11 protein-coding genes are annotated in these 11,987 nt (G+C 43.1%); 1 reads left to right on the top strand and 10 read right to left on the bottom strand.

The window, feature by feature from the left end; all coding sequences use genetic code 11:
- The first annotated feature begins 163 nt into the window (after positions 1 to 163).
- Entirely contained in the window at positions 164 to 832 is a 669-nt protein-coding gene (locus tag L0P89_RS14110; protein ID WP_235265756.1) for a PolC-type DNA polymerase III, read from the top strand.
- Here the strand turns inward: L0P89_RS14110 and acs are convergent.
- From acs to L0P89_RS14060, 10 genes are all read right to left on the bottom strand, one after another.
- Positions 829 to 2,736 carry an acetate--CoA ligase gene (gene acs / locus L0P89_RS14105; RefSeq protein ID WP_235265755.1) on the bottom strand — a complete coding sequence of 636 codons (1,908 nt, stop codon included), beginning with the start codon at positions 2,734 to 2,736 and terminating at the stop codon, positions 829 to 831. The genes L0P89_RS14110 and acs overlap by 4 nt on opposite strands.
- Before the next feature lie 40 nt (positions 2,737 to 2,776).
- On the bottom strand, positions 2,777 to 3,142 hold the full coding sequence (locus L0P89_RS14100) for a response regulator transcription factor (RefSeq protein ID WP_235265754.1): 366 nt from the start codon (positions 3,140 to 3,142) through the stop codon (positions 2,777 to 2,779).
- Complete coding sequence (locus L0P89_RS14095) at positions 3,139 to 5,826, bottom strand: sensor histidine kinase (protein WP_235265753.1); 2,688 nt, start codon at positions 5,824 to 5,826, stop codon at positions 3,139 to 3,141. The genes L0P89_RS14100 and L0P89_RS14095 overlap by 4 nt, the downstream gene beginning before the upstream one ends.
- Entirely contained in the window at positions 5,819 to 6,013 is a 195-nt protein-coding gene (locus tag L0P89_RS14090) for a hypothetical protein (RefSeq protein WP_235265752.1), read from the bottom strand. Before L0P89_RS14090 ends, L0P89_RS14095 begins: the two co-directional genes overlap by 8 nt.
- 87 nt (positions 6,014 to 6,100) lie before the next feature.
- Positions 6,101 to 7,807: a sodium:solute symporter family protein gene (locus tag L0P89_RS14085; protein ID WP_235265751.1), complete on the bottom strand. Its 1,707-nt coding sequence runs from the start codon at positions 7,805 to 7,807 to the stop codon at positions 6,101 to 6,103.
- Between the two features lie 22 nt (positions 7,808 to 7,829).
- Positions 7,830 to 8,093, bottom strand: a complete 264-nt coding sequence (locus tag L0P89_RS14080) for a DUF4212 domain-containing protein (protein WP_235265750.1) — start codon at positions 8,091 to 8,093, stop codon at positions 7,830 to 7,832.
- 11 nt (positions 8,094 to 8,104) lie between these two features.
- Complete coding sequence (locus L0P89_RS14075; protein WP_235265749.1) at positions 8,105 to 9,331, bottom strand: hypothetical protein; 1,227 nt, start codon at positions 9,329 to 9,331, stop codon at positions 8,105 to 8,107.
- Between the two features lie 98 nt (positions 9,332 to 9,429).
- Entirely contained in the window at positions 9,430 to 9,732 is a 303-nt protein-coding gene (locus L0P89_RS14070) for a helix-turn-helix domain-containing protein (protein ID WP_235265748.1), read from the bottom strand.
- Between the two features lie 249 nt (positions 9,733 to 9,981).
- Positions 9,982 to 10,938 carry a phosphoribosylaminoimidazolesuccinocarboxamide synthase gene (locus L0P89_RS14065; RefSeq protein WP_235265747.1) on the bottom strand — a complete coding sequence of 319 codons (957 nt, stop codon included), beginning with the start codon at positions 10,936 to 10,938 and terminating at the stop codon, positions 9,982 to 9,984.
- A 5-nt stretch (positions 10,939 to 10,943) separates the two neighbouring features.
- The gene (locus tag L0P89_RS14060; protein ID WP_235265746.1) at positions 10,944 to 11,897 is read right to left on the bottom strand and encodes a PhoH family protein; all 954 of its coding nucleotides are present in this window, start codon (positions 11,895 to 11,897) and stop codon (positions 10,944 to 10,946) included.
- Positions 11,898 to 11,987 lie beyond the last annotated feature (90 nt).

Raw genomic sequence — 11,987 nt, 5'->3', positions numbered from 1 at the left:
GTGTCAATATTAGACGAGAACCATGCATTTTTTAGTTATTTTTTTGCCATTTGAAACGGTTTTAGCAAAACAAAGCCCGGCCACGCTTAAGAAAATCAATGAAGAAAAATGGAAGAAGGGCAAAAAAGGTAGTTTTTGGATTAATGTGAACACCCTCTAATATATGGCCAAACAGAAAAATACCTATCCCAAGTTTTGGAAGACCTATGCCGACACCTTCGAAAGGGCACTGCCAGACGAGATAGAAGAAGTTGATTTTGTTGTCTTGGATACGGAAACCACCGGATTTGACTTCAAAAAAGATAGGATTCTGAGTATTGGCGCGCTGAAAATCAGCAATGGAACGATCAGCCCAAAAACTTCTTTCGAGCTGTTTTTGCAACAAGAAACCTTCGATTCAAAAACAGTTCAAATACATGGCATTCTAAAAAAGACCAAAATCGAGCAGATAGGTGAACTGGAAGCCTTAAAAACCACATTAAAATTATTGGAAAGATCGGTTTTGGTGGCACATCATGTCGCTTTTGATGTAAGAATGCTCAACGAAGCATTAAAACGTAACGGTCTTCCAAGGTTGAAGAATCCAGAATTGGATACTTCGGTACTGTACAACAAAAGTCTTGCTAAAAGCAAACGGAAAAAAGAAGGCCATTACAGTTTAGATGAACTTGCCAATACATTCAATATACCCAAAACAGATCGGCACACTGCTCTGGGAGATGCCTATATCACTGCAATCGCCTTCCTTCATATCATGGAAAAATTAAAACCTGTCTCTCTAAAGCAACTGCTGAAAAAAGACAGGTTTGGGTGGTTATGGAACAGCTTCTAAAGCGCCTCTTCCATAATCTGATCTACTACTTCTGGGTTTAACAAAGTCGAGGTGTCACCTAGATTACCGGTATCTTTGGAAGCAATTTTTCTCAATATCCTTCGCATGATCTTTCCACTACGTGTTTTGGGAAGCCCGGGTACGAATTGAATTTTGTTCAGCTTGGCAATGGGCCCTATTTTGTCAGAAATCTGTTGATTGATCTCTTTTCTCAAATTATCCCTGTCACGCGTTTCTCCTGTTTCTTTGAGTATTACATATCCATAGAGCGCATTACCCTTAATATCGTGGGGAAAACCGACAATGGCAGATTCTGCCACGGCAGGATGTTCGTTAATGGCATCTTCGATTGGTGCCGTACCCAAATTATGGCCCGAAACGATAATGACATCATCGACCCTACCGGTAATTCTGTAATAGCCCACCTCATCTCGAAGGGCGCCATCACCGGTAAAATAATTATTTGCGAACGCAGAGAAATAAGTATCCTTATACCGCTTGTGGTCACCCCAAATGGTACGGGCAATCGAGGGCCATGGAAATTTGATGCACAGTCTCCCCTCAGCCGGGTTTCCTGAAATCTCATCGCCATTATCATCCATCAACGCGGGTTGTACCCCTGGCATGGGCAAGGTCGCATAGGTCGGTTTGGTCGGTGTAGAAAATGGAATGGGCGAAATAAGGATTCCTCCTGTCTCGGTCTGCCACCAAGTATCTACAATCGGACTTTTCTTATCGCCGACATGGTCGTTGTACCAGTGCCATGCCTCTTCATTGATGGGCTCACCTACCGTACCCAAGACCTTTAAGCTCGAAAGGTCATAGTTGTTGACGAAATCAAGATTCTCTTTGGCCAGTGCGCGAATTGCTGTCGGAGCGGTGTAGAATTGGTTGATTTTGTGTTTTTCCACAATTTCCCAAAATCGCCCAAAATCAGGAAAAGAGGGAACCCCCTCGAACATGACCGTAGTGGCCCCATTGGCCAACGGGCCATACACAATGTACGAATGCCCCGTAATCCAACCTATATCGGCCGTACACCAATACACGTCATCTTCACGGTACTGAAATACGTTTTTAAAGGTATAGGCCGTATAGACCATATATCCTGCCGTGCTATGCATCATGCCCTTAGGCTTTCCAGTAGAACCCGATGTATAGAGAATGAACAATGGGTCTTCAGCCTCCATAATCTCGGCCGTGTAATCGGCATAGGCTTTGTCCAACAAAGGTTGAAGCCAATGGTCACGCCCATCTTTCAAGTCGATTTTATCGCCTGTTCGCTTCACGACAAGTACTGTCTTGACGCCCTTGCACTGGTCTAAGGCCTCATCAACTATGCCCTTTAAATCTATGGTCTTGTTGCCACGGAAAGAGCCATCAGAGGTAATTACCATGGTGGCATCACAATCGTTGATTCGGGTGGCCAGTGCTGTGGATGAAAATCCGGCAAACACTACAGAGTGTATGGCACCAATGCGGGCACAGGCCAATACAGAAACCGCCAATTCTGGAATCATGGGAAGGTAAATACAAACCCTATCACCTTTCTTCACCCCTTTGTCTTTGAGCACATTGGCCATTTTACAAACCTGCCTATGCAACTGCCTATACGTGATATGGCGTGCCTCTTCTTTCGGATCATTGGGCTCAAAGAGTATGGCTGTCTTATCGCCACGTATGTGCAGATGACGGTCTAGGCAGTTCTCGGTAATGTTCAATTTTGCTCCTTGAAACCATTTGATCTCAGGCTTGGTAAAATCCCACTCCAGTACCTTGTCCCATCTTTTACGCCAGACAAAATGCTCTTCGGCCACTTCTTCCCAAAAGCTTTCCGGGTTTCTTACCGACTTGCGATACACTTGATAATACTCTTCGAGATGTTTTATGTGATAATTACTCATGATAGTGGTTTTTGTTCATTTATTTGATATTCAGTCTGTATTAAACAATCATTTTTTCGACATCGGTTACCACCTTTTTTATGGAAAATGGTTTGGTAATATAACTGTCGGCGCCTAGTTCAAATCCTTTTTCAATGTCATCCAGTTTGTTTTTGGCCGAAATAAAGATGACTTTGGCCTCTTTTAAGTCTTTGTTTTTTCTTAGCTTCTTTAAGGTTTCATAGCCGTCCATTTTGGGCATCATGATATCCAAAAGAATGACATTTGGAAGTTCTTCGCCCGCGATATCCAATGCTTCCGTACCGTCTCTTGCGATAAAGACCTCAAAATCTTTCTTTTTGAAAGCATATTCCAAAGACATCACAATGTTGGGTTCGTCATCTACGATCAAAATCTTTTTGCTCATCTTGCCTTGGGTATTGTAAACATCAATCTAGCACCTCCATCAAACTTTTGGTCTGCCCATATGCGACCCCTGTGGCCTTCTACAATTTTTTTGCAAATGGCCAGGCCAAAACCACTGCCCTGTGGCTTTTTTATGTTTTGGTTTCTCGATTGAAAAAATTTTTCAAAAATATACTTATGGTCTTCAGAAGCTATACCGCGCCCGTTATCCTCAACACAAATGGTTATTTCTTGCTCTTTTTCTTCCAATAGTATCTTGATAATGCCTTTTTCCTTTTCAGTAAATTTCAAGGAATTGGACAAAAGGTTGGTGAGTACTTGAAGAATGCGGTCTTCGTCATAAAGCCCTTCTAAATACTCAGCTGCCTCAAAGTGTACCGCTACCCCTTTTTTAACGGCAATCTGTTCAATGCCATTGATCGCCTTACGTATGGTGTCGTTAATTTTTCGAGACTGTAGATCGAGTTCTGTTCTGTTGGAGGACAGCTTTTCCAAATCCAAAATATTATGGATCAATTTAGCCAATCGGTCGGTATCTTTGCTTATATTTTGCAAGAACTGTTGCCTTAGTTCAGAAGGCATGTTTTCATCTTCAAGAACTTCTGACGCCGCCTTTATGGATGTGATGGGCGTTTTGAGTTCATGTGCGACAGTATCCAAAAACTCATCTTTGAGCCTATCGTGAACGCGCAATTCTTCATTGGCCGATTGCAATTGGGTAGCCATACGGGACAGTTCTTCAGATTTTTCCATCAACAATCTATTGTTCGCCTTGGTCTCTTTGTTCTCTTCCAAAATATTGAGCACTTCCATCAAACCGATAGGTGTCTCTTTTGAGACCGATGACAACAGAATTTTGGCAGATGCGCTTCCTATAGATCCGGTAAGCAGTTTTTCAGAAAAGTTTATCAATCTAGAATCTGCTTTTTCTTCTTGTTCTGAAATGTTATAACGCTTATTGAAAACTGAAAGGGCGCGTTGTGTGCGGTCTTCTCCCAGAAAGCGGGTCAACAATCTTTTGATATCTGCCACATAGGCCTCCCCTTTCCATACAAAGGCATCTTCTTGAAGGTTCTCATAGTTTTCATGATGTACGAACATCTCAGCGTAATTTCGCTCCCTATAGTTGCCCTTTGCCAATAAAGACAGCCCTACAAAAGCAGAGGTGTTAAAGCTCATGCTCCATAAAAAAGCATTGCTCTCAGGGGTCAAATAGTCGATTCCGAACAGCTGGGAGGGCTTTAGCCAAGCGTAGCCGAACAAGCCATTTTCAATCAGATCTGAACCTGGGGAAACCACGTTGACGATAATGGGAAGCAGAAGGGTATAGGCAACCACGGCTATTCCGATCAACATGCCCACATGGGCCGCCCTTGCCGTACCCCTGCGCCAAAAAAGTCCCAAAAAGAACGATGGTGCCAATTGCGCTATAATGACAAATGAGATCAACCCAATTGAATACAGCGAAAGCTGGGTCGAAAACTGAACGTAAAAGAAATACGATACGATTATCAACAGAAAAATGGCGATTCTTCTGATATTCTTGATGCTTTTCGCATTGGCCTCTGGGTTGCCCTCAACCAATTTCTTTATAAAACCATAGGGAATGATGATGTTATTGCTCACCATGGTCGAAAGGGCGAGCGTAGAAACCACGATCATGGAAATCACCGCCGAAAACCCGCCTATAAAAACCAATAACGAGAGCAATATATTACCTTCTTTAAGTGGTAAAAGCAAGGAGTAATAATCGTGATTGACCGACTCTGAAAAACTTAGGTTTCCCGCCCAAGCAACAAAAATTACGAAAACATTGAAAAGCAGCAAATACAGTGGAAACATCCAAATGGCTTTTTTTAGATGGTTCACATCTTGATTTTCGACCACGGCCACATGAAATTGTCTTGGCAATAAGAAAATGGCGAAAAAAGAGAGTAAAATGGTGAACATCCAATTAAACCCATTTTCTAAATTACCGAACGAGGTCAATTGTTCAAAATTTGCCGTTTGCGATGCCTTTTGATATAGATCTGTAGTTCCATCAAACAGAAAGTACACCACAAAAACTCCGATGACAAGAAAAAAAACAAGTTTTATGATAGACTCTAGGGCCACTGTGGCAATGATGCCCCTTTTGCCCTGGGACGCATCTGTAGAACGTGTTCCGAAAAAAGCGACAAAGACCGCGATCAACAGAGCGATATAGAAAGTGGAATCATCGAATACCCCTGTTGCGACATAGCTATCTTCCTTAGAAACCAGGGCAAAGGTTTCAGAGACCGCTTTTAGCTGCAGGGAAATATATGGGATTATGGCCAAAAGGCAGGTCAATGTGACCAAAGCCCCCAAGAATCTGTTATTTCCATAACGCAACGAAACGAAGTCTGCAATACTTGAAATTTTGTGCTGTTTTGATATGCGGATGATTTTACGCATCAAAACGATCCAAAGAGGTAAAGCGATTACCGGACCCAAGTAAATGGCCAAAAAGCTTATTCCTGATTTTGATGCAATGCCAACACTGCCATAATAGGTCCAGGCCGTGCAATAAACCGCCAAAGACAACACATAAACATAAGGGTTGTCGACCCATCGGCTTTGGCTCTTTTTTTCAGACCAATAGGCCAAGAAAAAGAGAAATGCCAAATAGGCAATGATAATCAGTATCAGTACATAATTACTCATAGAATTTTCTGAGAATGATGTATGAAGCGATAATGGCGATCGACCAACTCAAAAAAATGAAAACATAAAAGACCGGAAAACCAAAAACTTGGAAATCAGAATCGAAAAGGGAGACGAATGGCACATTCCAAAGAAAGAAAAGTACCAATGCCATCACCACCAATTTTTGTTGATGCCTTTTTTTCATTTTCATGGGTTGGGTCGTTCACTTAAAATTACAAAAACGGTGCGGCATACACATACCACACCGCTTTATATAACCAACTAAATATAATCAATGTGAAGTGGCTTCACCAGCTCCACTGGGAATTCTGATGTTCTCAACGATATCTTGTACATCTTCCGGTGGTTCTTCAGTGAATTTATTCACTATAAGGGCCACTGCGAAGTTGACCACCATGGCTATGGTTCCAAAACCTTCGGGCGAAATACCGAACCACCAGCCATCTTTCAATCCTGCGACTGCCTCTTTTCCACCATCAAAAATGCCGAACTTGAACTTGAGCATGTAGAACAACATCAGCGATATACCGACTATCATACCGGCAATGGCGCCCTTGCTGTTCATCTTTTTGTAGAAGATACCCAAGATAATGGCCGGGAAGAAAGATGCCGCTGCCAAACCGAAGGCCAGTGCCACCACGGCCGCGACAAAGCCTGGAGGGTTGATACCGAAGTACCCCGCGATGATTACAGCGCCAACGGCTGAAATACGTGCGGCCCAAAGCTCTCCTTTTTCTGAAAGATCGGGATTGAACACGTTCTTGATCAAATCGTGTGAAACTGAAGATGAAATCACCAGTAAAAGTCCGGCGGCAGTCGATAGGGCCGCTGCCAAACCACCTGCGGCCACCAAGGCAATTACCCAAGCGGGCAAATTTGCAATTTCAGGATTTGCCAATACCATGATGTCGCGGTCAACGGTCAATTCATTGATGGTCGCATCTGCGACATACTGAATTTTTCCATCGGAATTTTTGTCATCAAATTTTAAAAGGCCGGTATCTTCCCAGTTTTTGAACCATTGGGGCATAGCTGCATATTCTTGATCACTGACCGTCTCTATCATATTGGTTCTGGCGAATACGGCAACGGCAGGTGCCGTGGTGTACAAAATAGCGATGAACAAGAGGGCCAAACCTGCTGATTTTCTGGCATCGCGCACTCGTTTCACCGTAAAAAAGCGAACAATGACATGGGGAAGACCCGCTGTGCCCACCATTAAGGCAAATGTTATGGCAAATACATCTATCAAACTTTTAGACCCGTTCGTGTATTCAGCAAAACCGAGTTCAGTTGACAGTCCGTCGAGTTTATCAAGAAGATAGGTGCCATCGGCCAAAGTTCCACCGAACCCAAGTTGTGGAACCGGATTTCCCGTCATCTGAATCGAAATGAAAATCGCCGGTACCATGAAGGCAAAGATCAATACGCAATACTGCGCCACTTGGGTATAGGTAATGCCCTTCATGCCGCCCAATACGGCATAGAACAAAACGATTACCATACCGATGACCACGCCGGTGTTGATATCTACCTCGAGAAATCTTGAAAAGACAATGCCCACGCCCCGCATTTGGCCCGCCACATAAGTGAATGAGACTATCAAGGCGCAAACCACCGCAACTACCCTAGCGGTCTTTGAATAGTATCTTTCCCCAATGAAATCAGGTACGGTGAACTTTCCGAATTTTCGAAGATAGGGCGCCAGAAGCAATGCCAGAAGCACATAACCCCCTGTCCAACCCATCAGGTAGACGGCACCATCGTAGCCAGCGAAGGAAATGATACCCGCCATTGAGATAAATGAGGCCGCTGACATCCAGTCTGCAGCGGTCGCCATACCATTGGCCAATGGCGAAACACCACCGCCGGCGACGTAGAATTCTTTGGTAGAGGCCGCTTTTGACCAAATGGCAATGCCTATGTAAATGGCAAAAGTGATACCCACCAAAATATATGTCCAAAGTTGTACATCCATGATTTTTAGTTTTGTCGGTTAGTTAATCTTCGTCGTACCCGTATTTTTTATCCAGTTTGTTCATCAAGCGTACATAAACGAATATCAAGACTACGAATACGTATATGGATCCCTGTTGGGCAAACCAAAATCCGAGTTTGAATCCGCCAATGCGAATGTTGTTCAAAGCATCCTTAAAAATGATGCCGGCACCATAAGAGACCAAAAACCAAATTGTCAATAAGATGACCAAGTATTTAAGGTTCTCTTTCCAATAGGCCGTGGCCTTTTGTTGTTTTTCTGTCATAATTTGTTGGTTTATAAGTAAATCATTGCTTGAAGGGTCAAAACCCCGGTACTATCGCCATCTCCAACTTTTGAGTTGGAATATTCAAAACTCAGCTTAGAATGGTGGCCCGTCATGAAAATATTGGCCCCGATCCCAAATCTGGTGGCATTGTCATCTATGGCATCTATCGTTCTTGTGTTGTAAGACAGGTAGGGCTGAAAACGGGTTTTGTCTTTTGGTCCGGGCACCAAATACCCCACATGGCCGTACAGCATATTTCCCGTAGCATACGGTCCGAAATTAAAATCTTCGCCATAATCATTGTTCTGATACACGGCATAAGCGGTAATGGCAGAACCATCTTGGCCCAAGGGGGCGTCATAGAAGGCATCGACCGCAAAAATGTTTACATCCTCACCTTGCAGATCTCCTCCTGCATCGGCAATGACCGAACCGTTTGGATGTGCCAAAAATCCCGCACCGATATTGAATATCGTCTTACTGCCCAAATAGGTACCCACCTTGTAAGGTAAAAAGTTTGATTCTTGATCCAAGAAATTGTACGAGAAATAACCTTGTACCAATTTTCCCGCATCCCTCGATCCCAAGAGTCGTCTACCGGCATAAACTGCTGGCCCATTTAGTACGGGATCGACATTTTCCTGTAGATTATCGGCAACGGCTTCATCTAATGACAAATTGTAGAAGAACTTGCCAAACTTGCCCTTGATATAAATGCCAATATGCCTGGCAAATTGATCTGATAGGCCCAAAACCGCCCATGATTGTCTGTTGTTGTCTAAAGTCATGAAATTGAGCGTACTCTGACTATTCAGCCTGGAGATGCCGTTCCAATAGTGTAAGCCCGCCCCCATTTGGTGATCTTTTGCATATGACCATTCTCCCCAAAAACCATGAAAAAACAATTGTGAATTTGGGCCTGTACCTGTCGGACTTTGATTTTCACCATTCAATGAGTTGAGTCCGAAATGGGTCAAGATCATAAACTTTTTGTTCAATTGGGTAAATGTCAAAAGCCGAGCCCTTCTTACACTTAGGTTCAGTTGGCTTTCTTCGTCAGAAACGTTATCGTTGTATTGTGCCCAAAACTGGCCCCAAGCAATTATTCGTAGATACTTTGAGCCATCTTCGTTAAATTTTACTTTATAACCACCCGTATATTCGGTGTTTCCCTGTGAAAATGTCAATGTAGTGACCAGCAACAAAAGTACCGGCACAAGAAATGTTCTTTTCATTTTTTAAGATGTTATCGGTTTTGTTGCATGCACCGCGAACATCTAAAAAAAATAATGTCAAATAAAAGTTAATATAGTTTATTGTAAATTAAGTATAGTTATTCTCTGAAACGTTCCCATTTGATTAACATGAACTTATCACCCAGTTCGGTCACCAAAACCCCAGCACCAGTTATGTTATCTGCGTCTTGAAAATATTTCTGTAGCTCATCACGGTTAAGGATCTTATAGGTTGGGTGGTATTTCGAATTATAGGGCCTCTTAATGTTGTACTTACGCACCCAATTCATTACCGAAACATGTGACACGCCTAAAATTCGCTCTATTTCACGATATGTCAATCCCTCTAAATATAGCTGCAACGCCTTGTTGACATAGTAATCATCAATTTGTTTTCCCAATTTTCCAACAGTGAAGTAATAGCCACATGACTTGCACTTGTACCTTTGTCGATTTTTTATGATTCCTGATTTTGTAAACTTGGTCGACGAGCAATTCGGACAGGATTCCATATGTAACTATATTTATTTAGCATAAATATATTAATTTAGCACAATATATCAATATTGTCTAATGATATTGAATATGACGTTCAACAGATAGACGATCAATGAAGTATTTGGAAAGCTTTAAAAAATGTGTTCTAATTACTAGGCAAGCCTATTAAGATATTCGGCCACGTTGTTGCCAATACGTTCGTGAATGTTTGAAATATCGGCTTTTTCAAAGGTTTCACCCGTGATGCTTTCATAGAGCTCGATATATCGTTCAGAGACCGAATCGATATAATCATCGCTCATTTCGGGAACCGTCTGGCCTTTCAATCCTTGAAAATTATTGGAAATCAACCATTGGCGCACGAATTCTTTTGAAAGTTGCTTTTGGTGCTCTCCGCTCTCTTGCCGTTCTTCATATCCCTCGGCGTAGAAGTAACGGGAAGAATCTGGAGTATGGATCTCATCGATCAATACAATTTCACCTGCCGCTGTCTTACCGAACTCATACTTGGTATCGACAAGAATCAAACCACGCTTTGCCGCTATTTCAGTACCTCGCTGAAACAGCTTCCGTGTATAGTCTTCTAAAACCAGATAATCTTCTTCTGAGACGATGCCGCGCAAAATGATTTCTTCCCTAGAAATATCCTCATCATGGTCTCCCTTTTCTGCCTTGGTCGCCGGTGTTATGATGGGTTCGGGAAACTTATCATTTTCTTTCATGCCATCAGGCATCGGCATTCCGCACAGGTCACGTTTGCCCGCTCTATATTCACGTGCGGCATGACCGGAAAGATAACCTCGTATGACCATTTCAACCTTGAAAGGTTCACAAGCTCTGCCCACGGCCACATTTGGGTCAGGGGAGGCAATCAGCCAATTGGGAACCAAGTCTTCTGTGGCTCGCATCATTTTGGTAGCGATCTGGTTCAAAATCTGCCCCTTATAGGGAATGCCCCTGAGCATCACCACATCAAAAGCCGAAAGACGATCTGTGGCGATCATGACCAAAATATCGTTCTTTAGACGATACACTTCCCGCACCTTTCCCTTGTAGACTGATTGTTGCCCCGGAAAAACAAAATTGGTGTTCATCAAGGTGTTTGACATACCCCCTAATTTTGGTGTTCAATAGTCTTATAGGCAGAAATCACCTTTTTGACAAGACCATGTCGAATGACATCCTTATCATCAAGATGTATGATCTCAATGCCCTTGACATTCTTCAGAATGAGAAGGGCCTCTTTGAGCCCTGAGATGACCCGTCGTGGCAAATCAATCTGGCCAGGGTCACCCGTAAGCAAAAATTTGGCGTTCTTGCCCATTCGTGTCAAGAACATTTTCATTTGGGCATGGGTAGTGTTTTGGGCCTCATCCAAAATCACAAAGGCATTATCGAGCGTACGGCCCCGCATAAAGGCCAAAGGTGCGATCTGTACGGTGCCGTCCTCTATAAATTTCATCAACTTTTCATGGGGGATCATATCGCGAAGCGCATCGTACAGGGGCTGCATATAGGGATCTAGTTTTTCTTTTAGATCACCTGGAAGAAATCCTAAATTCTCACCCGCTTCGACTGCAGGGCGGGTCAAGATTATCCTTCTGACCTGCTTTTCTTTCAATGCCTTTACCGCAAGCGCCACACCAGTGTAGGTTTTTCCCGTACCCGCTGGGCCAATGGCAAAAACCATATCGTTCTTCATACAGGCATCGACCATTTTTCGCTGGTTCACCGTCTGTGCCTTGATCAATCGACCACTGACACCATGCACCAAAACATCACCACTTGTCGACGAGCCCTCGTACTCTTCTTCGCTAGAGCTTGTCAACACACGTTCTATCATGTTTTCATCAAGCTTGTTGTACTTAGCGAAACGTTCGGTCAGCATATCAAAGCGGCGGTCGAACTCCTCAAGCATTTCTTCATCTCCATACACTTTTATTTTGTTGCCGCGGGCGACAATTTTAAGTTTCGGAAAGTATTTTTTCAGGAGTTCTATGTTCTCATTGCGATGCCCAAAAAATTCCCTTGGGCTGATTTCGGTGAGTTCTATGACAAGTTCGTTCAAAGAAATATAGTTGTTTAAGGATTCGTGGGGAGAATCGCAAATACTTCTTCCCTTTTGTGTAATTTTACCCCACAAACTTAACCAAAAAAT

Source organism: Muricauda sp. SCSIO 65647 (assembly GCF_021534965.1).
In the GTDB taxonomy this organism is placed as follows: Bacteria; Bacteroidota; Bacteroidia; order Flavobacteriales; family Flavobacteriaceae; genus Flagellimonas_A.
This window is presented reverse-complemented; position numbering and strand designations above follow the sequence as displayed.

What these genes read in the sequence shown, in the direction of transcription:
- L0P89_RS14110 (WP_235265756.1), top strand. Translation starts at nt 164, where the DNA reads ATGGCCAAACAGAAAAATACCTATCCCAAGTTTTGGAAGACCTATGCC.
- L0P89_RS14100 (WP_235265754.1), bottom strand. Translation starts at nt 3,142, where the DNA reads ATGAGCAAAAAGATTTTGATCGTAGATGACGAACCCAACATTGTGATG.
- L0P89_RS14085 (WP_235265751.1), bottom strand. Translation starts at nt 7,807, where the DNA reads ATGGATGTACAACTTTGGACATATATTTTGGTGGGTATCACTTTTGCC.
- L0P89_RS14080 (WP_235265750.1), bottom strand. Translation starts at nt 8,093, where the DNA reads ATGACAGAAAAACAACAAAAGGCCACGGCCTATTGGAAAGAGAACCTT.
- L0P89_RS14090 (WP_235265752.1), bottom strand. Translation starts at nt 6,013, where the DNA reads ATGAAAAAAAGGCATCAACAAAAATTGGTGGTGATGGCATTGGTACTT.
- L0P89_RS14095 (WP_235265753.1), bottom strand. Translation starts at nt 5,826, where the DNA reads ATGAGTAATTATGTACTGATACTGATTATCATTGCCTATTTGGCATTT.
- acs (WP_235265755.1), bottom strand. Translation starts at nt 2,736, where the DNA reads ATGAGTAATTATCACATAAAACATCTCGAAGAGTATTATCAAGTGTAT.
- L0P89_RS14075 (WP_235265749.1), bottom strand. Translation starts at nt 9,331, where the DNA reads ATGAAAAGAACATTTCTTGTGCCGGTACTTTTGTTGCTGGTCACTACA.
- L0P89_RS14065 (WP_235265747.1), bottom strand. Translation starts at nt 10,938, where the DNA reads ATGTCAAACACCTTGATGAACACCAATTTTGTTTTTCCGGGGCAACAA.